This window comes from Pseudoclavibacter sp. JSM 162008 (assembly GCF_041366455.1).
In the GTDB taxonomy this organism is placed as follows: domain Bacteria; phylum Actinomycetota; class Actinomycetes; order Actinomycetales; family Microbacteriaceae; genus Pseudoclavibacter.
Genome location: NZ_JBEWYX010000010.1, coordinates 83065 through 105454 on the forward strand (window position 1 = coordinate 83065; position 22390 = coordinate 105454).

Annotated in this window: 24 protein-coding genes; 11 read left to right on the forward strand and 13 right to left on the reverse strand. The window is 67.5% G+C overall.

Annotated elements, in window-relative coordinates; all coding sequences use genetic code 11:
* Positions 1 to 65 precede the first annotated feature (65 nt).
* Together ABVF28_RS10215 and ABVF28_RS10220 are read left to right on the forward strand one after the other, a co-directional pair.
* Positions 66 to 1586 carry a hypothetical protein gene (locus tag ABVF28_RS10215; protein ID WP_371030380.1) on the forward strand — a complete coding sequence of 507 codons (1521 nt, stop codon included), beginning with the start codon at positions 66 to 68 and terminating at the stop codon, positions 1584 to 1586.
* Between the two features lie 213 nt (positions 1587 to 1799).
* Positions 1800 to 2363, forward strand: a complete 564-nt coding sequence (locus ABVF28_RS10220) for a hypothetical protein (RefSeq protein WP_371030381.1) — start codon at positions 1800 to 1802, stop codon at positions 2361 to 2363.
* Positions 2364 to 2398: 35 nt separating this feature from the next.
* Here the strand turns inward: ABVF28_RS10220 and ABVF28_RS10225 are convergent, their stop codons facing one another.
* The 7 genes from ABVF28_RS10225 to ABVF28_RS10255 form a co-directional block, all read right to left on the reverse strand.
* Entirely contained in the window at positions 2399 to 3061 is a 663-nt protein-coding gene (locus tag ABVF28_RS10225) for a mismatch-specific DNA-glycosylase (protein ID WP_371030382.1), read from the reverse strand.
* 65 nt (positions 3062 to 3126) lie between these two features.
* On the reverse strand, positions 3127 to 4200 hold the full coding sequence (gene ychF / locus ABVF28_RS10230) for a redox-regulated ATPase YchF (protein WP_371030383.1): 1074 nt from the start codon (positions 4198 to 4200) through the stop codon (positions 3127 to 3129).
* Positions 4201 to 4226: 26 nt separating this feature from the next.
* Complete coding sequence (locus tag ABVF28_RS10235; RefSeq protein ID WP_371030384.1) at positions 4227 to 5306, reverse strand: hypothetical protein; 1080 nt, start codon at positions 5304 to 5306, stop codon at positions 4227 to 4229.
* A gap of 2 nt (positions 5307 to 5308) precedes the next feature.
* Positions 5309 to 6598 carry a glycosyltransferase family 2 protein gene (locus ABVF28_RS10240; RefSeq protein ID WP_371030385.1) on the reverse strand — a complete coding sequence of 430 codons (1290 nt, stop codon included), beginning with the start codon at positions 6596 to 6598 and terminating at the stop codon, positions 5309 to 5311.
* A complete protein-coding gene (locus ABVF28_RS10245; RefSeq protein WP_371030386.1) occupies positions 6595 to 7311 on the reverse strand; it encodes an ATP-grasp domain-containing protein in 717 nt (238 codons plus the stop codon). Before ABVF28_RS10245 ends, ABVF28_RS10240 begins: the two co-directional genes overlap by 4 nt.
* A gap of 24 nt (positions 7312 to 7335) precedes the next feature.
* Positions 7336 to 7518: a hypothetical protein gene (locus tag ABVF28_RS10250; RefSeq protein WP_371030387.1), complete on the reverse strand. Its 183-nt coding sequence runs from the start codon at positions 7516 to 7518 to the stop codon at positions 7336 to 7338.
* Positions 7515 to 8435 carry a PIG-L deacetylase family protein gene (locus ABVF28_RS10255; RefSeq protein WP_104312327.1) on the reverse strand — a complete coding sequence of 307 codons (921 nt, stop codon included), beginning with the start codon at positions 8433 to 8435 and terminating at the stop codon, positions 7515 to 7517. Before ABVF28_RS10255 ends, ABVF28_RS10250 begins: the two co-directional genes overlap by 4 nt.
* Before the next feature lie 201 nt (positions 8436 to 8636).
* Here ABVF28_RS10255 and ABVF28_RS10260 point away from each other — a divergent pair, with 201 nt between their 5' ends.
* Complete coding sequence (locus ABVF28_RS10260; RefSeq protein ID WP_371030388.1) at positions 8637 to 9266, forward strand: 3'-5' exonuclease; 630 nt, start codon at positions 8637 to 8639, stop codon at positions 9264 to 9266.
* Between the two features lie 30 nt (positions 9267 to 9296).
* A complete protein-coding gene (locus tag ABVF28_RS10265) occupies positions 9297 to 10529 on the forward strand; it encodes a DNA recombination protein RmuC (protein ID WP_371030389.1) in 1233 nt (410 codons plus the stop codon).
* A gap of 110 nt (positions 10530 to 10639) precedes the next feature.
* Here ABVF28_RS10265 and glpX read toward each other — a convergent pair whose 3' ends face one another.
* Positions 10640 to 11572, reverse strand: a complete 933-nt coding sequence (gene glpX, locus ABVF28_RS10270) for a class II fructose-bisphosphatase (RefSeq protein ID WP_244295971.1) — start codon at positions 11570 to 11572, stop codon at positions 10640 to 10642.
* 232 nt (positions 11573 to 11804) lie between these two features.
* Between glpX and fbaA the strand changes: the two genes are divergently transcribed.
* The 6 genes from fbaA to ABVF28_RS10300 all read left to right on the forward strand — a co-directional run bounded on the left by fbaA (position 11805) and on the right by ABVF28_RS10300 (position 17066).
* Positions 11805 to 12830, forward strand: coding sequence for a class II fructose-bisphosphate aldolase (fbaA, locus tag ABVF28_RS10275; RefSeq protein WP_104312330.1), 1026 nt, complete (start codon positions 11805 to 11807; stop codon positions 12828 to 12830).
* Positions 12827 to 13273, forward strand: a complete 447-nt coding sequence (locus ABVF28_RS10280; protein ID WP_371030390.1) for a DUF6264 family protein — start codon at positions 12827 to 12829, stop codon at positions 13271 to 13273. The genes fbaA and ABVF28_RS10280 overlap by 4 nt, the downstream gene beginning before the upstream one ends.
* Before the next feature lie 172 nt (positions 13274 to 13445).
* Complete coding sequence (gene xseA / locus ABVF28_RS10285; protein WP_308807286.1) at positions 13446 to 14726, forward strand: exodeoxyribonuclease VII large subunit; 1281 nt, start codon at positions 13446 to 13448, stop codon at positions 14724 to 14726.
* Between the two features lie 5 nt (positions 14727 to 14731).
* A complete protein-coding gene (locus tag ABVF28_RS10290) occupies positions 14732 to 14956 on the forward strand; it encodes an exodeoxyribonuclease VII small subunit (RefSeq protein ID WP_371030391.1) in 225 nt (74 codons plus the stop codon).
* Positions 14956 to 15603 (forward strand): DUF4245 domain-containing protein, encoded by a 648-nt coding sequence (locus tag ABVF28_RS10295; RefSeq protein ID WP_371030392.1) that lies wholly within the window; start codon positions 14956 to 14958, stop codon positions 15601 to 15603. Before ABVF28_RS10290 ends, ABVF28_RS10295 begins: the two co-directional genes overlap by 1 nt.
* Positions 15604 to 15662: 59 nt before the next feature.
* Positions 15663 to 17066: a class II fumarate hydratase gene (locus tag ABVF28_RS10300; protein ID WP_371030393.1), complete on the forward strand. Its 1404-nt coding sequence runs from the start codon at positions 15663 to 15665 to the stop codon at positions 17064 to 17066.
* A 107-nt stretch (positions 17067 to 17173) separates the two neighbouring features.
* Here ABVF28_RS10300 and ABVF28_RS10305 read toward each other — a convergent pair whose 3' ends face one another.
* From ABVF28_RS10305 to ABVF28_RS10315, 3 genes are all read right to left on the reverse strand, one after another.
* Positions 17174 to 17803 (reverse strand): prepilin peptidase, encoded by a 630-nt coding sequence (locus ABVF28_RS10305; protein WP_179556452.1) that lies wholly within the window; start codon positions 17801 to 17803, stop codon positions 17174 to 17176.
* Positions 17804 to 17913: 110 nt separating this feature from the next.
* A complete protein-coding gene (locus ABVF28_RS10310) occupies positions 17914 to 19233 on the reverse strand; it encodes a PhoH family protein (protein ID WP_371030421.1) in 1320 nt (439 codons plus the stop codon).
* A gap of 258 nt (positions 19234 to 19491) precedes the next feature.
* Positions 19492 to 20268 (reverse strand): isoprenyl transferase, encoded by a 777-nt coding sequence (locus ABVF28_RS10315; protein ID WP_371030422.1) that lies wholly within the window; start codon positions 20266 to 20268, stop codon positions 19492 to 19494.
* 70 nt (positions 20269 to 20338) lie between these two features.
* Here ABVF28_RS10315 and ABVF28_RS10320 point away from each other — a divergent pair, with 70 nt between their 5' ends.
* Positions 20339 to 21082 (forward strand): hemolysin III family protein, encoded by a 744-nt coding sequence (locus tag ABVF28_RS10320; RefSeq protein ID WP_371030394.1) that lies wholly within the window; start codon positions 20339 to 20341, stop codon positions 21080 to 21082.
* Positions 21083 to 21092: 10 nt separating this feature from the next.
* Here the strand turns inward: ABVF28_RS10320 and ABVF28_RS10325 are convergent, their stop codons facing one another.
* Both ABVF28_RS10325 and mca read right to left on the reverse strand, forming a co-directional pair.
* The gene (locus ABVF28_RS10325) at positions 21093 to 21464 is read right to left on the reverse strand and encodes a hypothetical protein (protein ID WP_371030395.1); all 372 of its coding nucleotides are present in this window, start codon (positions 21462 to 21464) and stop codon (positions 21093 to 21095) included.
* Positions 21461 to 22357 carry a mycothiol conjugate amidase Mca gene (gene mca, locus ABVF28_RS10330; protein ID WP_307852723.1) on the reverse strand — a complete coding sequence of 299 codons (897 nt, stop codon included), beginning with the start codon at positions 22355 to 22357 and terminating at the stop codon, positions 21461 to 21463. The genes ABVF28_RS10325 and mca overlap by 4 nt, the downstream gene beginning before the upstream one ends.
* Positions 22358 to 22390 lie beyond the last annotated feature (33 nt).

The window sequence follows — 22390 nt, forward strand, 5'->3', positions numbered from 1 at the left end:
CCGGGTACCGTTGCTGCTGTCAGTGCGCTGCCCCTGCCCTGGCAGACCGGATTGGCGGACCCCGAGTGTCGAAGCGCAGAAGCAGATCGAAGGCGGCAGGGCGGGACTCGCGGTGCTTCGTGCAGGTCAGGAGCCAGCCGAGCCTCGGCGTCGAGACGTCGACCGGAACCACCTGGGTCGGCGTCGACCAGCAGGTCGGGCACGGCTCCGCGGATGCGCTCTTCGAGCTCACCGCCCAGCAGTACGTCGGGGAGCTGCTCTGGGACTCGGTCAAGCCAGGGTTCGTCGGCGAGTGCTGGTCCGGCAAGCACGACGACCTCAGGCTCTTCGACCCCCGTGGCGGGTCCTGGTACCCCGAGCAGTGGGTCCCCGCGAGGAGCCGCATGTTCCCTCCCCGCGTCGACGGGGAGATCTGGCACCACGTGGACGCCCTGGGTGAGGCGCTGGATTCGGAACGCGCGACGGTCTCGCGGGCGCTCGCGGGCGGGACGGAGGACGTGACCGTGGATGCCGGGCGCGTCGCAGGCATCCGCTTCACGCTGAGCGGGGACCCCGCCTATCCGCGACCGGCTGGCCTCATCGCCGGGCTCTGTGCCGGGGCGAGTCGAGCTCAGGTGTCGGCGGTGCTGGGCGCTCCCGCCGAGGCAGACTCGGACGTGCACGGCCTCGAGGGTGATCTCGTGCGCGTCCGCTACGACGCTGAGGGTCTTGCCGAGGTCCTCCTCGAGCGTCCCGAGCCGCGTCCGCTGCCGGACGGGCCGTTGAAGCCCGTCTTCGGGATGCTCGGCGAGCCGGAGGGTGGCTTCGCGTGGACGCGCGGGAGCGAGCTGCTCGGGGAGGTCCGTCGGCGCTGGGCCGTGTCGTCGGGGTTCCCGAGGCGCCTCCTCGAGCTCGACAGCGGCGCGGAGGTGCAGGTCGAAGACGCCCGCGTGCTGAGCGTTCGACTCCGTCCCTCCCCTGAGTCGGACGCTCCACCGCCGGTCGGTGTGACGGCGCTCCCGCGTGGTCCGCGCTACCCGCGGACACGGGAGGAGGCACGCCACACGCTTGGTGCACCGCTGTCGACGACCGGCCGGATGGAGCTCCGACGGTTCGGCGCCTGCGATCTGATGACGGAGTACAGCTCGGCCGAAGCCGACGCGGCGGTGATCGAGCTGACGGCGCTCCCTGTCGGGGTGAGCGTGTCGCACCGCATCCACCGGTGGCGTTCCGGCGAGTTCACGATGTTCCTCGACGCCCTCGGCCTGCCGGAAGAGCATCCGCTGGTGCTGGCGGTCGGCCGGCTCGACGGGGTCGACCTCTCGTTCCGCGATGGCTGTCTCGAGAGTGTCGAGATCGGTGGCGCAGGCTCCCAGGCCGAGCGCTTCGCCGCGTTCGTCGACGGGACTCCCGCCAGTCCGACGCGGAAGGACCTCCCGTTCGGAGTGCCGACCTACATCGGCGAGCACGACGATCTGCGCGACTTCGAGCAGGGCTGGATCCACGTGCACGCACGAGACGGCGTGCACATCACGACCATCGCGGTGAGCCTGGAGCAGCCGGAAGACATCGACGTCCACCTCTGGCTGCCGCACCGCGACCGCTGAGGCAAGCGGCCGTCGGTCGCTGCGCATCTCACCTCCTGCGATCGGGATGCGGCAGCTGCTCCACTGTCCACCGGTCTTCCTGGTCGAGCCAGGCCTGCGTCCGTGCATCATGGTGCTCGTTCATGGCGACGAGCGTATGCGCTCAGACGGACGCCCCGACCGGCCTTTGGATGAGTCGCTTGCGTCGCGAAGAAGGCCGCGATACTGCTCCGCATGGGAATTCGCTACTACGGCTGGCCGCTCCGCACGCAGGCTGATTTCGAGCGGGCCGTCGACGACCCGTGTGCAACGAGCTACGCTCTCGATCGGCGTGAGGCCGCCATCGATGACGAGAACTGCGTCGGTCTCGACAAGGGGTTCAGAGTCCTTCTGGACTACTTCCTGCGGGACTGGATGCCGGGGCCGTCCGCCGACAGCCTGCTCGAAGTCGCCGGACCGCCGGGGTCCTCCGCGCTCGCGACGATGGCCACCCCCGATCGCTGTCATTGCATCGACGAGCGTCAGATCAACGTCCTCCCACGAGCCGGGGCGCTGCTCCTGCTCGGAGACGTCCTCTACTCCGACGGGTACGCGAGCTGGAAGCCGTACTACGGCATCGTGCCGGCGGAGTATGTGCGCCTCGCGGCCGACGACTACGCGCGTGTCGACCTCGCCGAGCTCGAGAAGGCTTGCGGGGAGGCGGACGGTCTGTACTGCAGTGGCCTCTTCGAGCCATTCCGGGAGGCGATCCAACGGTTCGCCAACGAGGGCGCCGGCTTCTTCTACTCGATCCGCTAGCGACGACTGGTAGTCACCGACGAGGTGTCGGAGCGTCATTCAGGTGGCAGCGAATCCCAGACCTCTCGCCATTTGGCCGCGAGCGTGTCGATCGTCTCATGCGCGTTCAGCCCGCTCGGCTGAGGAACGACCCAGAGGTCGACGCCTTCAGGCCAACCGTCGATCGCGAGCACATCCTGCCGTCCGAGCACCGCCCTGGGCAGCGCGTATGCGGTTCGGAAGGCGGTGATACCCGCAACGGCCACCGCGTCCGGACGCATCTCCCGCACACGTTCGACGAGTCGCCACCCGCCGGTCTGCAACTCTAAGCGCGAGAGCTCGTCAGCTCGCACCGTGGCTCGACCGACCAGGTTCGTGATCGCGATGCCGCGGCGCAGCAGGGACTGCTCGTCGTCGGCTGAGAGTCCGCGCGAGGCGTCGACGACGTGGTCCGTGAATCCAGCTCGGTGCAACGAGGGCCAGAATCGGTTGCCCGGCCGAGCGAACGGGGCGTTGACCGCCGCCGTCCACAGCCCCGGGTTGACGCCCACGATGAGGAGACGGACTGTTGCGAGATCGACGGGGAGAATGTCGTCCACGGCATCGGCGTCGCTGCCCTGGAACGCGGCAAGCTCGGAAGTCAGAGGCTTCCGACCACCAAGCGGCGACTCCCGACGCTCCCTGGCAGGGACGGGCGCGAAAACGGGCGCGTCACTCACTGCAGTTCCTTCCATCGACGGTCCGAGGCTGGTCTGCACGAATCAGACGGTGGACGCTGCCACCGCTACACGTTGAAGCGGAACTCGACGACGTCGCCGTCCTGCATGACGTAGTCCTTGCCCTCCATGCGGGCCTTGCCCTTGGCGCGAGCCTCGGCGGTGGAGCCGGTCTCGACGAGGTCATCGAACGAGATGACCTCGGCCTTGATGAAGCCGCGCTCGAAGTCGGTGTGGATGACGCCGGCCGCAGCCGGGGCCTTCCAGCCCTTGCGGATCGTCCACGCGCGCGACTCCTTTGGGCCGGCGGTGAGGTACGTCTGCAGGCCGAGCGTGTCGAAGCCGATGCGCGCGAGCTGGCTGAGGCCCGACTCGTCCTGGCCGAGCGACGCGAGCAGCTCTGCCGCTTCTTCGGGGTCCAGGTCGATGAGCTCCGACTCGGTCTGCGCGTCGAGGAAGATCGCCTTCGCGGGTGCGACGAGCGCGGCCAGCTCGGCGAGCTTCTCCTCGCTGCTCAGCGCGGCCTCGTCGATGTTGAAGACGAAGATCATGGGCTTGGCCGTCAGCAGACCGAGCTCCTTGACGGGCTCGAGATCGATCTTCGTCGACGAGAGCAGCGTGCCCTCGTCGAGCGCCGCCTTGGCCTCCTTCGCCGCCTCGAGCACGGACGAGTCAAGACGCTTCTGCTTGACCTCCTTCTCGAAGCGCGGCAGCGCCTTCTCGATGGTCTGCAGATCGGCGAGGATCAGCTCGGTGTTGATCGTCTCCATGTCGCTGGCCGGCTCGACCTTGCCGTCGACATGCACCACGTCGCCGTCTTCGAAGCCGCGCACGACCTGCACGATCGCATCCGCTTCACGGATGTTCGCGAGGAACTGGTTGCCGAGGCCCTCCCCCTCGCTCGCACCGCGCACGATGCCGGCGATGTCGACGAACGACACCGCTGCGGGGAGGATGCGCTCCGACCCGAAGATCTCGGCCAGCACCTTCAGGCGAGCGTCGGGCAGCTCGACGACCCCCACATTCGGCTCGATCGTCGCGAACGGGTAGTTCGCCGCGAGAACCTGGTTCTTCGTGAGTGCGTTGAAAAGGGTCGATTTGCCGACGTTGGGCAGGCCGACGATGCCAAGAGTAAGAGCCACGAGGGTCTATCGTACGGGGCCGAGCGTCATTCGGCACTCCAGACCGACGCGAGCGCGTCCCAGTGCGCTCGCGTCATGAGCGAGCGCGGCGTGACGGCGACACTCGTCACCCCGTAGCTCGCGGAAGCGCGAACCCCTGCCCCGAAATCAGCCGGATCGAGCAACACGTCCCCGTCGTCGGTCCACAGCCCCACTGACATCGTCACCATCGTCGGATCGATACCCGCGTCACGGAACGCGCGCGTCAGGGTGGTCGAGTCATCGCCAGACGCACCGCTCATGCCGAAGTAGTTCCAGACGATGAGCCGGTCGACGGCCCCCGCGAGCACCGAGAGGTCGTGGCCGCTCTCGGCGCGTCCGGAGACCGGGTCTTCCCACGACGTGCGCACATCCAGCGCCAGCTCACTGCCGGCCGCGTTCGCCGCCGCACGTGCACGGGATGCGAGCTGGGCGATCACCTGCGACCGCCACGCGCCGATCGACGGATGCCCGGTATCGATCGCACCGTCTGCGTCTCGTGGCCAGTCGGCTGCGCCGAACATCGACATGTACAGTTCGCGGTCGTCATCGCCGAATGTGGACCCATCGAACATGATCTCCGTGAGCGTGACCTCGTCAGCGTCGTAGGTCCTGGCGACGTACCCGACCATCTCGACGAGCCGGTCCCCCACCGGTCCGTCCGCGAGCGCAGACGCGGACGAGAAGGATTCCGACCGCTGGCCAGATGCGTCGACCCCTGCGAGCTCGGGGTCAGCGGCGATGAGCTCGGGGATGAGGGCATCGATCGTCAGCACGATCCGTCGAGGTGTCCCGTCCGGCTGGGTGCCGACCTCATCGATCGCACGCTGCACGTAGTCGGTTCCGGTCTCTTCGACGAGAGACGAGTTGCGATCCGCATGCTTCGCCCACGGGAAGGCCGACCACTCGACACGCCCCACTGCGAGGTGCACGGCGTTCGCGTTCACAGATTCGAGGTCGTCTCGGACCGCCGACCAATCCGTGTCGGCGTTGGCGACGTCCTCGAAGCCGAGGCTCACCGCCCGCACCTCCGGGTAGATGATCTGCGAGTCGTCGGCACATGCGGTGAGGCCCAAGAGCGAGACCACGGTCAGGACGCAGAGAGCGGCGCGGCGACGCGCTCCGTGCTGGTGCGGGACACGACCCCGGTTCGTTCGAGCTTGTTCCATCGTTGTGGGGCCTTTCGGAGTTCCAGGGAGAGCGCCCGCACGAACACCACGCTCATGAGCGAGGAGTAGACGGGCCACAGCACCAGGGTCCACGCGAACCGCAGATCACCCCAGGCGCGGTTGAGCGCGACAGCGACGAGCAGGAAGAGGACCGCGACCGGGAGTCCGAGCCAGAGCACGAGCTGCCACGCATCCGAGGCAACGGCCGAACTGTCGCCGAGCATGACGGCAAGAATGAGCAGGGGCACGATCAGCAGCTGGGCGATCGGCACGACGATCGACGTGGCGACCAGATAGATCAAGGAAAGGCCGAAGATCCCGAAGCGGGGATTCCCGATCATGTCAGCGTGCTTCCCGCAGGTCTGCAGCAAGCCTCGACCCCACCGCACTCGCTGTCGCCACAATCCCCTGATCGTCGACGGGCTCTCGGCGAAGACGACCGCTCTCGGTGCGAACGCAACTCGGAACCCGGCGCGGTAGATGCGCCAGGTGAGCTCGAGATCCTCCCCAAGTGTGTCCTCGGCGAGCAGCCCACTGCGTTCGAGCACGTCGCGACGGAACGCGCCGATGTTGCCGGAGACGATCGGGAGGCACCGCAGCACGTGCAGGGCACGGCGCACGAGGCCCGTGCCCACGTGGCTGATCACGGCGAGGAACCGCGTCTGGACACGATCGAGGTTGACGGGCCGATCGTCCCCGCAGACAGCCCCGACCGACGGATCCGTGAAGGCTTCGATCATGCTCGCGATGGCATTCTCACCGAATACTCCGTCGGCATCACTCAACAGCAGGACTTCGCCCCGCGCAGCCTTGATGCCGACGTTCAGCGCAGACCCCTTGCCGCCGTTGGCTTTGGTCAGCGCGGTGACCCCTGGATACTCGGCCGCGAGCTCCTGCATCCGCGCGAACGTCGAGTCCGTAGATCCGTCGTCGACCAGGATGATCTCGAACGCTGGATAGTTCGAACGCGCCAGCGACCGAACGCAGTTCTCGAGCACATTCGCCTCGTTGAAAGCGGGCACGACAACGCTCACGAACGGTGCGCTCGCCCCGAAGATCGTCGTTTCGGAATGACGCGGTCGATGGCGACGACGGCGACTCGCCGAGACCTCGTAGGCCACCGCGAGCGGCAGGTAGACCAGCTTCAGCCCCCCGAGCACGAGGATGAGCGTGCCGAGGATCAGGAGCGGCCAGAAGAGCCACGGGGTCATGCAGGGTCCAGTTGCTCCACCAAGGACGCCCAGTCGGCGAGCACCGAGGCGAGCAGCTCGGGAGCGTGCTCTGAATTGGCCCCGAAGCGCGCGTTGACCTCGAGCACGACGGGCACGCCACGCTCATCGCGCCGGATGTCCAGGTCGACGGGCCCCACGAGTCCGAGCCTCGTGACGGCCGACTCTGCCAGCCACGCGACATCGACGGCCTCGTGCGCGGCAAGCCGCGTCGTCTCGACGGCGTTCCCGATGCGGCCCTCCTTCATGACGGTCTTCTCCAGCACCACGACGCTGGTTTCTCCGGTCCGAGGTGAGCGGTAGACCTGGGGCGCGTATTCGATGCCGGGCGCGAAGGCCTGGATGAGGCTTCGGGCGTCCACACCACCCCAGTCGTCGCGGGCGTCTTCGATGAGGCGAACGCCTCTGCCTCCGCGGGACACGCGTGGTTTCACGATGACCGGGCCATTGAACGCATCGAGTGCGCTCTGCGCGGTGGCGTGCTCGGCACCACCCGTGAACTTCGGCACGGCGACGCCGGCAGCGTCAAGGGCCCACATGGTGAAGAGCTTGTCCTCGCAGAGCGTGGTCGCAGCGGGTGGCGAGACGACGACCGCTGGCTCCCGCTCACCTTCTCCGAGCAGGTGCGCGATTCCAGCGATCCGAACGAGCTCTTCTGACACCGTCGGAATGACGACGTCGGCTCGCGTCTGCACGACGAGCTCTCGAAGCGCCGGAGCTTAGTCCGGCGAGTCCGCCCGCGGTACCTGCACCGTCATGGAGAAGTTCTCGTCCGACAGAGCGGTGATGTCGGTACCGATCGCGAAGATCTCGAGACCGTTGGCGCGCAGAGAAGCGAGCTGCCGTCCGAGCGCCTTCCCCGCGGGGCCTCCGGCCCCGGTGACCAAGACTGTCCTCATCATGAGAAGCGTCCTCCTGTGTTCTGCAGATATCGCACGAGCTCGAACCCTTCCGCGTGATCGCACTTAGCCTGCGCCCCTCGGAAGGCCGCTATCCCGCGCACCCGATTCGAGGTCATGTACGGCTTCCCTGCCTGGTCGCGGTGCGTCTGCACCGCCTTGACTTTGACGTCGATGAACGCGTCGATGTCGACGAACATCGACGGGTTGAACTGCCGCGTGACCGAGGGAGACTCGAAGCAGAGGATGGACGACGCCTGCCTCCCCGCTCGAACGACTGCACGGTGCACCGCCTGGTGGTCCTGGTGGTGGTCGTGCTCCGAGTGCGTGAGGATCACCGTCGGCGCGAAGGACGCGATCGCGCTCTCGATCGCGCGGATCATGCTGCCGTTCGCGTCGGCCAGCTGCGTGTCCGGGAAGTCGTGCACCGTGACATCGTCGACACCGAGCATCGCCGCCCCGGCGTGCGCCTCGAGGATGCGCGCCGACGGATCGCCGCCCCGCTGACCACGACTCATCACGAGGACCTTGACCTGGTGTCCGCCATCGACGTACGACGCGACAGTGCCGCCGCACGCGAGCTCCAGGTCATCCGGATGCGCCCCGACCACGAGGACGCGCTTCGGCTGCACGACCGACGGCCTCCTGGCGTGCACGGCCTCGATGAAGACGACGAGCAGCCCCGCGAGCAGGCACAGCGCGACTGTTCCCAGCACCTCCAGCTGCGTCGGCGCGTGATCGTCACCCTGAGCGTGGAAGATCAGGAAGAAGTAGGCGAAGCCGAGCAAGCTCGCGAACAGGAGCAGCATCCAGCGCACCGGTGGCCCGACCTCCGCTGACACCAGGGCCCTGTCCATGCGCACGGCCACGTAGAGGATGAGCCCCAGACACGCTGAAGCCCCGAGGACCGCAACGATCATGGAGATTCCTTCTTCTTCCTGCACAGAGGCGAACGCCCCTGCATCTCATCGGGGTGCTATTCCGGTGTGGGAATCCTACGGCGGCTTGCCCGCACGCCTTTCTTCGTGATCCCGCAATATCAGGTTAGTAGTCCATGAAGTTAGTCCAGCATCTTCCCACTCTCCGTCCGGGAGCGGTCGAATACGGCGCAGCGTGCGAGCATGGACGACGTGACCATCGACTTCACGGCGATCGATTTCGAGACCGCCAACGGCTCCCCCGCCTCGGCGTGCGCGGTCGGTCTGGTCCGAGTCCGCGACGGGCGGATCGCCGATCGTGCGACCTGGCTCATCCGACCGCCGAGCGCTCACGATGAGTTCCGCCCGTTCAACGTGCAGCTGCACGGCATCAGCCGGGAGATGACCCGCGGGGCCCAACCCTGGGAGCGACAGCTGCCGGCGCTGCTCGCCTTCCTCGGCGACGACGTGCTCGTGGCACACAACGCGAGGTTCGACATCGGCGTGCTGCTGGCGACGAGCCTCGCGACGCAGGCAGCATTGCCGGCCCTGCGCTACTTCTGCTCCCTCCGACTGGCGCGCCGAAGCTACGAGCTGCACTCGTATCGTCTCCCGGTTGCCGCCGAAGCCGCAGGGTTCCGGACACTGGTCCACCACGACCCTGTTTCGGATGCAGAGGCGAGCGCGGCAATCGTCATCGACAGCGCACGGCGGTTCGGCGCTCCGGACCTCGCCTCATTGGCAGCGAGCCGTGACGTCGCCATCGAGCGGATCGAACTCGATCAGGAGCGGGAACGCGCGGCGACACTCACTGCGGCGGCCACCTTCGCCTGAAATGTCGGTGGCACCTGCGAGGGTGGACGCATGGATCTTCTTCTCCTCGCCATCGGGCTCTTCCTCGGCCTCGTCGTCGGCTTCGCCGTCGCCGCGATGCGCGGCGCAGCACAGCGTCAGCAGCTCGCAGCTGAGCTGGCCGGTGCGAGCGCGCGAGCCGAAGCAGCAGACGAGGCGCGTGCGACCGCGGAGCATCACCTCGAGGGGGTTCTCGCGCGTGAGCGAGCGCAGCTCGAGGCGCGACGGTCGAAGGAGGTCGGTGAGCAGCAGGTGCTCACGGCCCTCGCCCCGGTGAACAAGCAGCTCGAGCTCATGCGCCGGGCCGTCGCGTCCATCGAGGAGCAGCGGCTCCAGCAGCATGGCGAGCTCAGCGAGCAGCTCCGCAACCAGCACGAGGCAGACGAACGCCTCAGGGCGACGACCGACTCGCTCGCCTCCGCGCTCCAGTCCAACCAGGCGCGCGGCGTATGGGGCGAGGCGCAGCTTCGCAACATCGTCGAGGCCTCGGGGATGCTCGAACGGGTCGACTTCGACACGCAGGTGAGCGTCAGCGGCGAGCAGGGAGCGCGTCGCCCCGACATGCTCGTGCACCTCCCGGGAGACAAGCACCTCGTCATCGACGCGAAGGCACCGATGGCCAAGTACTTGGCAGCGAGCCAGCTCAGCGAGCTCGGCGACGAGGAGGAGACCAGCAGACGGCGGACCCTCCTGGGCGAACACGCGAAAACGCTCAGGGCGCACGTCACGACGCTCGCCGCTCGCGGCTACCCCGGTGCGGTCTCGGGATCGCCCGAGCTCGTGATCGCGTTCGTGCCGAGCGAGTCGGCGCTCTCGGCCGCCGTCGCCGCCGATCCCTCGCTGCTCGAGGACGCCATCCACCGTGGCGTCGCGGTCACGTCGCCGGTCTCGCTGTGGGCCACGCTCCGTGCCATCGCATACGCCTGGCAGCAGGACGTCCTCGAAGACCGTGCACACGAGATCTTCGAGCTGAGCACGCAACTCCACGCGCGCCTCGGCACCCTCGCGACCCACATCGACAAGCTCGGTCGGTCACTCGCAGGGGCGACGACCAGCTACAACGCGTTCCTCGGCTCGCTCGAGACGCGCGTGCTGCCAACGGCCCGGAAACTCGACGCGCTCAACATCGGCTCGCCGATCTCGACCCCGCGGCCGGTCGAGGACCAGCTCCGCGGGCTCACGGCGCCAGAACTGACCGAACCCACGCTGTCCGGAGCGGCAGAGAGCGCGCCAAGCGGGCGCTGACGCGCACCCCAAGTCGCCCGGACGAGACATCGTTGCCCCCGGGTGCTTCACCGGCCTGGTGTCGGGCGGAGCATCCGAAGAACAGCGAATGTGTCAGAGAGACACCCGGGTCAGAGCCACTTATCGGCGAGGTGCTCAGCCGTGACTCTGCGGACCGTGCCCGAACGCGAACGGAGCACAACCGAATCCGTCATGATGCGGTTGCCGACCCGGCGGACACCCGCGCACAGACCACCGTCAGTCACACCCGTGGCCACGAAGTAGGTGTTCTCCGTGCGGACCAGATCGTCCTGCGTGAGCACCGCATCCAGATCGTGTCCAGCAGCGATCGCCCGCTCACGCTCCTCAGCATTGCGCGGGTACCAGCGGCCTTGGAGCACGCCGCCCAGGGCCTTGATCGCGCAGGCGGTGATGATGCCCTCCGGCGTTCCGCCGATGCCGACGCACATGTCGATGCGCCCGGTGCCCCGCGCCGCGTTGATGCCGCCAGCTACATCACCGTCGAGCATGAGCTGCGTCCCTGCTCCGGCCTCGCGGATCTCGTTGATGAGCTCTTCGTGGCGAGGTCGATCGAGCACAGCGATGACCATGTCCTCGACCGGCTTGTTCTTCGCCTTCGACAGCGCGCGGATGTTCTCGCCGATCGGGCGAGCGAGATCGATGACACCGACCCCCTCGGGGCCGGTCACGATCTTCTCCATGTAGAAGAGATCCTTCGGGTTGTACATCGAACCGCGGTCAGCCACGGCGATGACGCTCAACGCGTTCTGGCGCCCGGCGGCGGTCAAGCTCGTCCCGTCGATCGGGTCGACCGCGATGTCGCAGTCAGGGCCCTGACCGTTGCCGACCTGCTCGCCGTTGAACAGCATCGGGGCTTCATCCTTCTCACCCTCGCCGATGACGACCACGCCGGCGAAGTCGACGGTCGAAAGGAATTTGCGCATGGCATCGACCGCGGCGCCATCGGCAGCGTTCTTGTCGCCTCGCCCGATGAACGGCGTCGCTCGGATGGCAGCGGCCTCGGTTGCGCGCACCAACTCCATAGCGAGGTTGCGGTCCGGGTTCGCAAAGAGCTGCCCGTGCTCAGGAGTCGGAGTGGCGGAAGTCGAGGTCACAGGGGTCCCTTTCGCTGGCGTTGTGGACGTTCTCGCCGAGCAATCACACGACACCATCGCTCCGCGCTATCCAGTTCCCAACCCTAGTACGCGCGCTCGGAGAAAGTCGGCGGCCCTGGCTAGACTTCACGCGTAAGTTCCAAGCGCTGAAGGAGCACACATGCCCATCGCAACACCGGACCAGTACGCCGAGATGCTGAACCGAGCCAAGGAAGGCGGCTTCGCGTACCCCGCGATTAACGTCTCCAGCTCGTCGACCATCAACTCCGTCCTCCAGGGTCTCACCGAAGCCGGCTCTGACGGCATCCTCCAGGTCACGACGGGGGGCGCCGACTACTTCGCCGGCCAGTCCGTGAAGGCACGCGCCTCCGGCGCGCTGGCCATGGCCGCATTCGCACACGAGGTCGCGAAGAACTACCCCATCACGGTCGCACTCCACACCGACCACTGCCCGAAGGATGCGCTCGACGGATTCGTCTACCCGCTCCTCGAGGCATCCGCCGAGCAGATCAAGCGCGGCGGCGAGCCGATCTTCCAGTCGCACATGTGGGACGGCTCAGCTGTGCCGCTCGCTGAGAACCTCGAGATCGCCTCGAAGATCCTCAAGCTCACCCAGGCCAACAACCAGATCCTCGAGGTCGAGATCGGTGTCGTCGGCGGCGAAGAAGATGGCGTCGCGCACGAGATCAACGAGCACCTGTACACGACGCTCGATGACGCGATCGCGACCGTCGAAGCCCTCGGTCTCGGCGACCGTGGCCGCTACATGGCTGCGCTCACGTTCGGCAACGTCCACGGCGTCTACAAGCCCGGCAACGTCAAGCTCCGTCCTGAACTCCTCGCGGAGATCCAGGCGGGCCTGGCTGAGAAGTACGGCACCGGAGCCAAGCCGCTCGACCTCGTCTTCCACGGCGGCTCGGGATCCACCGACGAAGAGATCGCCGAGGCAGTGCGCAACGGCGTCATCAAGATGAACATCGACACGGACACGCAGTACGCGTTCAGCCGCTCGGTCGCCGACACGGTGCTCAAGAACTACGACGGCTTCCTCAAGATCGACGGGGAAGTCGGTAACAAGAAGGTCTACGACCCCCGCTCGTGGGGCAAGAAGGCCGAGTCCGCCATGGCGGCTCGCGTCGTCGAGGCCACCAAGCAGCTCGGCTCGTTCGGTCACTCAGCGGCGTGAGTGTGACGCCGGGAGCCGAGCAGCAGGACACGGTGCAGGAAGCGAAACGCAAGAACGACCGCTTCCTCGGCATCGGGTTCCTGGTGCTCGGCCTCGTCGCCACGATCCTGAACATGACGACGTTCACGGAGAACTCGCTGGCGGGCCAGATGGCCCTGCTCTACGAGGACTTCGGGATCAGCGACTACGTCCGGCCTGAAGGACTCGGCGTGTTGTCCACGACGGCGATCCTCGTGCTTCCCGCAATCTACGCGCTCACGCTGTACCTCACGCTCATCCGCTGGAAAGCAGGCAAGCGCGCCATGTGGATTCCCATCATCGGCGCCGTCGTCACCCTGATCACGATCTTCGGCCTCACGTTGACTGCGATCCTGCTTCACGGAGAGCTGCTCCAGGCGCTCTCGAGCGGCGCACTGCCAACCGCGACGCCGACGTCCACCTGACGCGACACGCCCGGCAGCCACCGAAGAGCGCGGTGGCGCTCTCCACAGGCACGAGAACTCGGCCCTGGCACGCGATATCCTCGATATCGCAAGCCAGGGCCGAGTTTCTCGGTCCTGATGCGCAGTCCCGATCGCATCCGCGCGGGACAGCCCAGATCTCCGAAAGAGGCACGTGGTCGTCATCCAGCCCCCGAAGTCGACACCGGATGCACCCTGGCCGGTCAGCGTCGTCTCCGAACTCGTTCGAGACTGGATCGCGCGCCTCGGCTCCGTCTGGATCGAGGGCGAGCTCACCGGCTGGAGCATCCGAGGCGGGCACGCCTACGGCAAGATCAAGGACCTCGACGCGGACGCCACGCTCTCGGTGACCGCCTGGCGCAGCGTCGTCCAGCGTCTCGACGGCGAGTTCAAGCAAGGCGACCGCGTCATCGCGAGCGTCAAACCAGACTTCTGGGTCAAAGGCGGCACGCTCTCGATGCAAGTCTCCGACCTGCGGCACGTCGGACTCGGCGACCTCCTCGAACGGCTCGAACGGCTCCGCAAGCAGCTGGCCGCCGAGGGCCTCTTCGCCGATGGCCGCAAGCAGGCTCTCCCCTTCCTGCCCGGCACCATCGGACTCATCACGGGGCGAGAGTCCGACGCTGAGAAGGACGTGCGACGCAACTCGGAGCTCCGCTGGCCAGCAGTGCAGTTCCGCACGATCCACACCTCCGTGCAGGGCGAGCGCACGGTCGCCGAGGTCTCGGCCGCATTGCTGCAGCTCGACGCAGACCCAGAGGTCGATGTCATCATCGTCGCGCGAGGCGGTGGCGACTTCCAGCACCTCCTCCCCTTCAGCGACGAGAGCCTCGTGCGGCTCGTCTCCGAGCTCTCGACACCCGTCGTCAGCGCCATCGGCCACGAAGCCGATCGACCGATCCTCGACGATGTCGCCGATCTCCGAGCCTCCACCCCGACGGACGCCGCCAAGCGGGTCGTGCCAGACGTGGCGGAGGAACTCGCCGGAGTCCAGCAGGCAAGGTCCCGAATCCTGCAACGCATCGTCGACCGCGTTCGCAGCGAGTCGAATGCCCTCGAGTCCCTCGTGTCTCGCCCGGCGCTCGCCAACCCGTCCTGGATCATCGACCAGCGCGGCGAGGAGCTCATGCGCGCCTCGCAGCGCGGCGAAGAGCTCATCACCCGTCGCCTCGACCGAGAACAGGACAAGCTCGAGTCGCTGGCCCGCCATCTGCGCGGCCTCTCCCCGCAGGGCACGCTCGAGCGCGGATACTCGATCGTCGAGCGCGTCGACGGCGCCGCTCGCACACTCGTCACGGCCTGGCAGGACGCCCCAGCATCCGCCGAGCTCCGTATCCGCACGGCTGACGGCCGCATCACGGCCTCGTCCCTCGGCGGCGAGCCCATCATCACGACCGGCGCCTCGAATGGCGCAACGGAGGCGAACGTAGAATGACCACCATGCAGGAACAGTCCGACATCGCAGAGCTCAGCTACGAGCAGGCACGCGACGAGCTCATCTCCGTCGTGAGCCAGCTCGAACAGGGCAGTGCCTCGCTCGAGGCCTCACTCAAGCTCTGGGAGCGCGGCGAGCAGCTCGCGGCGCACTGCGAGTCGTGGCTGCTCGGCGCACGCAAACGCCTCGAGGCGGCACGCCGGCGCACCGACGACACCGACGAGTCCTGATGGCCAAGCAGAAGCAACCCGCGATCGTCGCGGAGCTCGGTCGCCCCGAGACTCCGGAAGAGACCTTCGCGCGGAAGGCCGAGTCCTCGCGCCTGTACCGCAAGCGCAAGACGATCAACAATCTCGTCTACTCGCTCCTCGTCTCGCTCGGCCTCGTTGTCTTCATCGTCGCCATCGTTCCGCGCAACGAGACGCCGGTGTCCTTCGACGTCGACTTCGCCTCGGAGGCCGAGAGCGCGCAGGGCGACTTCGCCGAGCCGCTCGTCGTGCCGCAGGTCCCGGCAGACTGGACCGCGAACGAGGCCGAGATCCGCACGAGCGCCGACGGCGTGAGCGAGTGGTACATCGGCTTCCTCGTCGGCCCGAAGGATGCCCCGACGGAGTACGTGGGGCTGAGCCAGGGCATCGGCGTCAACCCGACCTGGTTGCTCGACGCAACGCGCGAGCGCACGCCGACGGGCACCGTGCAGGTCGGCGGCCTCGACTGGATCGAGTACGACGCGACGAACCTGAGCCCGGAGGACGCCGGCAACCGTGCCTACATGCTCGTCCACGAGCAGGGCGACCAGGCCTACCTCGTCTACGGCAACAACAAGCCGGAGACCGTCACGAAACTGGCAGAGCTCGTCGCTGCCGACCTCGGCTGAGGCCAGTACTCGGTAGGCTGGCCTCTACAGAGATCGGCTACCTGGAAAGGTCACACAACGTGGTGGAAAATCAAGACGAGTACCGCATCGAGCACGACACGATGGGCGAGGTCCGCGTTCCCAAGAACGCCCTCTACGCTGCGCAGACTCAGCGCGCCGTCGAGAACTTCCCCATCTCCGGTGCGGGCCTCGAACCGGGCCAGATCATCGCCCTCGCACGCATCAAGCGCGCCGCCGCGATCGTGAACGCCAAGCTCGGCATCATCGAGCAGCCCGTGGCCGACGCCATCGTGGCCGCCGCACAGCAGATCATCGACGGAGAGCACCTCGATCAGTTCCCGATCGACGTCTACCAGACCGGCTCTGGCACCTCGTCGAACATGAACATCAACGAGGTCCTCGCGACCCTCGCCACACGAGGCCTCGGGGAGACCGTTCACCCGAACGACCACGTGAACGCCTCGCAGTCGTCGAATGACGTGTTCCCGACGTCGGTGCACGTCGCCGTCACGGACGCGCTGCTCAACAACCTCGTCCCCGGTCTCGAGCACCTCGCTGAAGCCCTCGAGCGCAAAGCCCAGCAGTGGGCGACCACCGTGAAGGCCGGCCGCACGCACCTCATGGATGCGACCCCGGTCACGCTCGGCCAGGAGTTCGCCGGCTACGCCAGGCAGATCCGCCTCGGCATCGAGCGCGTGCAGTCGACGATCTCACGCGTCGCCGAAGTCCCCCTCGGTGGAACCGCGACGGGCACCGGCATCAACACCCCGGCCGGGTTCTCGCAGCAGGTCATCGCCGAGCTGGCCGAGAACTCGAAGCTCCCCCTCACCGAGGCGCTCGACCACTTCGAGGCACAGGGCGCGCGTGACGGCCTCGTCGAAGCCTCGGGCGCGCTGCGGACGATCGCGGTGAGCCTCATCAAGATCAACAACGACCTCCGCTGGATGGGATCCGGGCCGAACACGGGCCTCGGCGAGATCCTGATCCCCGACCTGCAGCCGGGCTCCTCGATCATGCCGGGCAAGGTCAACCCGGTCGTGCCAGAGGCGGTCCTCATGGTGGCATCGCGCGTCATCGGCAACGACGCGGCCATCGTCTTCGGAGGAGCCTCTGGTTCGTTCGAGCTGAACGTGCAGATCCCCGTCATGGGAACCGCGCTGCTCGAGTCCATCCGTCTCCTCGCGAACAGCGTCCGCGTGCTCGCTGACAAGACCGTCGATGGCCTCGTCGCCAACGAAGAGCGCGCTCGCGCCCTGGCCGAGTCCTCCCCGTCGATCGTCACTCCGCTCAACCGCATCATCGGGTACGAGGCCGCCGCGAAGATCGCGAAGTACTCCGTTGCCAACAAGGTCACCGTCCGCCAGGCCGTCATCGACCTCGGCTACGTCGAGCGTGGCGACATCACGGAAGAGCAGCTCGACGAGAAGCTCGACGTGCTCAGCATGACCTCGCCGAACCTGTAAGCGCGCGTCTGCGCAGCAATGACCCGCCGTGGCGACACGGCGGGTCATTGCTGTCATCCCCCGGTGCTGTCCTCAAGCGGGCGGGCGCCGTCGCAAGCGCGTGGCGGTCACACCGGCCCGGACACGGCCAGCCACGTCACGGGGAGCCAGTAACCGGCGAGCAGCGCCGGCCCGAGCGCGATGCTCCGCCGCCGATCGCGGGTGCAGGCGAGCACGACGATGCTCTGCAGTCCCCCGAACAGGACGGCGAGGAAGACAAGGAGAGCGGCGAGGGACGGGTGCACCAGAGCCGCCGCGGCCGCGAGGACGGCCCCGAGTTTCACGTCGCCCATGCCCAGCCCGCCGAGCACGGAGCAGAGCAGGAGCACAGCTCCGACCAGCACGCCGATGACGATCGCCACCAGGTCGAGGCTCCCGGTGAGGAGCCAGTCGAGGCAGCACGCGAGGAGCAGGCCAAGCGCGGCGAACACCACGAGCGGATTCGGCAGTCGGTGCTCCCTCACGTCAGTGACGACGAGACGGGGCGTGACGATCGCGAGCGCGACCATCACCGGGAGCTCGCCGAGCCGCCCCGCAACCGCCGCGGCGACCGCCACGCCGACCAGGGCGCCAACGCACAGCAACTCCCCGAAGCTCCACCGCCGTGACGAAGAGGCCGGGCCCCGCGCTCCCCCGTGTTCGCGCGCGGAGCCCAGCCTCGTCACGGCAGAAGAGCTCCCCCTTGCTCTCTCTGCCATGCCAGAACGCTAGTCACCACACTCGTGCCGCGCAGAAGTTATCCACAGGATCGAGGGCGTGGGCGCTGCCCGAAGTGCAATCCGGGCAGTCCCCGCGCCCGTCCGCAGCGTCACACCTCGTAGTCACCCAGCAGCTCGGTGACCAGCGCGGCGATGTCGCTGCGCTCGGACCTCGTCAGCGTCATGTGGGCGAAGAGCTTGTGCCCCTTGAGCGTCTCGATCACCGAGGCGACGCCATCATGCCGACCGACGCGCAGATTGTCGCGCTGAGCGACATCGTGGGTGAGCACCACGCGCGAGTTCTTGCCGATGCGCGAGAGCATCGTGAGCAGCACGTTCCGTTCGAGCGACTGCGCCTCATCCACGATCACGAAGGCGTCGTGGAGCGACCGCCCGCGGATGTGCGTGAGAGGGAGGATCTCGAGCATGCCACGATCCATGACCTCGTCGATGACGTTCTCGGAGACGATCGCCGACAGGGCGTCGTAGACCGCCTGCCCCCAAGGGTTCATCTTCTCGCCCTGGTCGCCGGGCAGGAAGCCGAGCTCCTGCCCGCCCACCGCGAAGAGCGGGCGGAAGACCATGATCTTCCGGTGCAGCCCGCGTTCGAGGACTGACTCGAGGCCCGCGGCCAGGGCGAGGGCACTCTTCCCAGTACCCGCGCGTCCGCCGAGCGACACGATGCCGATCGACTGATCGAGGAGCAGGTCGATGGCGAGACGCTGCTCCGCCGAACGCCCGTGCACGCCGAACACATCCAGATCGCCCCGCACAAGTCGGACGGCGCCCTTCCCCGACACGCGTCCGAGCGCGGAGCCGCGATCCGAGTGGATCACGAGGCTCGTGTTGACGGGCAGCTCGTCGACGGCCCCGGTCGCGACCGTCTCGTCGGTGTACAGCGTGTCGAGCTCGTCCGCCCCGAGCGAGATCTCGGCGACCCCCGTGTAGCCGGTGTCGCGAGCCAACTCGGCCCGATACTCCTCAGCGGCGAGGCCGATCGCCGACGCCTTGACGCGCATCGGCAGGTCCTTGGAGACGACGGTGACCGCGAGCCCCTCGCCAGCCAGGTTCTGCGCGACCGCCAGGATGCGCGTGTCGTTGTCTCCGAGCTGCATCCCGCTGGGCAGCACGCTCATGTTCGAGTGGTTGAGCTCGACTCGCAACGTGCCTCCGGCCTCCCCGATGGCGATCGGGAAGTCGAGGCGCTCATGCTTGATGCGCAGCTCATCGAGGAACCGGAGCGCCTGGCGTGCGAAGTACCCGATCTCCGGGTCGTGCCGCTTCTTCTCGAGCTCCGTGATGACGACGACGGGAATGACGACGGCATGCTCCGCGAAACGGAACAGGGCCCTCGGATCGCTGAGGAGCACCGACGTGTCGAGCACGTAGGTGCGGGTCGAGGTCGCGGTGTCGGGAACCGCGACGTGCACGGCGCTCCCTTCCTCGTTCTCGAGGTGGTCGGTGTTGCGCTGTGCGGGTGTCACGGCAGTTCCGCTCCTTCGCCAAGCTCTCGCTCGTCGTTGGGTTACGTTCCGACCACAGGGGCACTCGGTAGGGTGAAACGAACTTCGGGAACCTGTGGCCGTTTCGATCAGGCACCGTACCTGATGGCATTAACGTACGACGATGCCGCGCACGCCACGCGCAGGCGAACGTTAAATCTTGGCTCGTGTCTGGGAGCGCGGCCGCTACTGTCCGTAGCGGCGTTGGCGCGAAGCGAAGTCGCGCAGGGCGCGCAGGAAATCGACCTCTCGTAGGTCCGGCCCGAGCGCCTCGACGAAGTAGAACTCCGAGTGGGCCGACTGCCACAGCATGAAGTCGCTGAGCCGCTGCTCACCCGAGGTGCGGATCACGAGGTCGGGGTCTGGCTGCCCGCCTGTGTAGAGGTGCTCCGCGATGAGATCGGGGGTGAGGATGTCCGCGAGTGCGGCGACATCGCCCCCGTCTGCTGCGTGCGCTCGCACGATCCGCCGCATCGCGTCGACGATCTCGCTGCGGCCTCCGTACCCCACGGCAAGGTTCACGTGCATGCCACGGCGCTGGGCCGTGTCGCGCTGCAGGCGCTCGAGCGTCGCCCCGAGCCCGGCTGGGAGATGCTCCGAGGACCCCGCGTGGTGCACTCGCCAGCGCGCGTTGTCGGCGATCTGCACCGCGAGCTTCTCGATGATGTCGATGAGGGCGTCGAGCTCCTCGCTGCTGCGGTTCTTGAGGTTGTCGTTCGAGAGCAGGTAGAGCGTGACGACCTGCACTCCCTCCCGGTCGCACCAGGCGAGGAACTCCATCATCTTGGCCGCGCCCGCCGCGTGCCCCTGCGCGGCGTCGCGCAGGCCGAGCTGCCTGGCCCAGCGCCGGTTGCCGTCGATGATCATCGCGACGTGCTTCGGCTTGGGACGTCCGTGCAGAGATCGACGCAGACGCCTCGTGTACAGCCCGTACAGGAAGCTCCGCAAGCTGGTGGGAATCATCGACATGGTTCAGCCAACGTACCGGACCCCGGGTCGGATACACGTGCACGAGGCCGCGTAGAGTTCGAGGGTGGCTTCAGAACATCACGCAGACGATGAACTCGACCCGGGGCCGGAGCCTACGGTGCACCTGCCGGTGCTCGAGGCAGAGTCGGGAGCTCCCGTCGTGGAGGCGAAACCGTCCTGGCGCGGCTGGGTGCACGCCGGCACGCTTCCCGTGTCGGTCGTTGCCGGCATCGTGCTCATCGTGCTCGCCGAGGGCACCACCGCGAAGCTCGCCTGCGCGCTCTACGCGCTCTGCTCGTGGCTGCTGTTCGGCATCTCAGCGCTCTACCACCGCTTCAACTGGAGCGAGAAGGCTCGTGTCGCGCTCAAGCGCTTCGACCACGCCAACATCTTCCTGCTCATCTCGGGGACGTACGCGCCCATCGCGCTCGTCGCCTTGCCACCGGAGAAGGGGTGGCCGCTGTTCGCAGTCGTCTGGGTCGCCGCGCTGCTCGGCATCTGCTTCCGCGTGTTCTGGATCGGCGCGCCGCGCTGGCTCTACGTGGCGCTGTACATCGCACTCGGGTGGGCGGCCGTCGCGTACCTCGGCGATATCGCGGCTGTCAACGTGGCGACGGTGGTGCTCATCGTCGTCGGAGGTCTCTTCTACACCGTCGGCGCGGTCTTCTACGCGCTCAGGCGTCCGAACTTCTGGCCGGGCCATTTCGGCTTCCACGAGCTGTTCCATGTCTTCACGGTGCTCGCGTTCCTGAGCCAGTGGACGGGCATCCTGCTGCTGTGCATCGACCCGCCGGTCTTCACCGGCTGACCGGACGGACCTAGTCGGCGATCTTCTTCTCGCCTGCGGCCTGCTCTGCGTCCGGTGCGGCCTGTCCGTCCGGGTGGGCATCTCCCGTCGCCACGGCGCCCGAGCCTGCCGGCCCCGCAGCGGCCGCAGCGTCCGCGGCCTTGCCCGCAGCGACCTCGGCCTGCAGCTGCTCGCGGATGCGCGCTCTCGCCTGGACGCGGCTCGTCCGGCGGATGAGGTCCATCACGAGCAGTCCGGTCGCGACCGCGACGAAGATGAAGACGAAGAAGCCGAGCGGGCCCGGGGTCACGTCATCCGGGTTGAAAGGCAGTTCCTCCCCCGGCGTCGGCGCGGTCGCGGCGAGTGTCAGCATCCAGGTCTGGGCCTGCGCGACGAGCATCACGCGGAAGCCCCCGGGGAGCGCTGCTTGTCGTCATTGCGCTCGTCGACACCGCTGAACAGGTCGGTCTCCGGCGTCGGCGCATCAACGCGTGAGTCCACCAGCTCGAAGTCGTCGTACGGGTAGGCCGCCGCCTCGATGTCGCGTGGAATCGCGAAGAAGCCACTATCCGGCGCCACCTGGCTGGCGTGCGAACGCAGGGCCGAGTCGCGGGCGTCGAAGAACTCGTCGATCTGGATCTGGGTCGTGACGTTGCTGGGCTTGTCGCGCATCCAGGCGAGCATCTGCTCGAGGCGCTCGAGGAGCGGCGACTCCGGGTCGAGTCCCTTGATGTGCTGCAGGAGGCTGTCCGCCCGCTTGCCGTTCATGGTGCGGTCGTAGTAGAGCTTCGAGATGCGCCAGGGTGCGCCGAGCTCGGGGTGCGAGGCGAGTCCGGACTCGCGCCAGACGCGCATGGAGACGTCATGCGTGCGGATGTGGTCTGGGTGCGGGTAGCCGCCATTCTCGTCGTACGTGACGAGCACGTGCGGGCGGAACTCACGGACGAGGCGCAGCAGCGGCCGCGCGGAGATGTCGAGTGGGATGCTCGCGAACGAGTTCACGGGCAGCGAGCCGTCTTCCGACGCCATCCCGGAGTCGACGTACCCGAGCCAGCGGTGCTCGACGCCGAGGAACTCCTGCGCGGCGGCCATCTCGACGCGGCGGAGGCCCGCGAGGTCACGCTGCGCGTGGAAGACGGATTCGAGCCCCGGGTTGAGGATGTCGCCAGCCTCGCCACCGGTGCAGCTGACCACCATGACCTCGGCACCCCTCGCACGGTACGCGGCGTAGGTCGCTGCACCCTTGCTGGACTCGTCATCGGGATGGGCGTGGACCGCCATCAGTCGAAGTGTCACTGGTCTCCTCGTGGAACGTTAACCTAGGTAGAG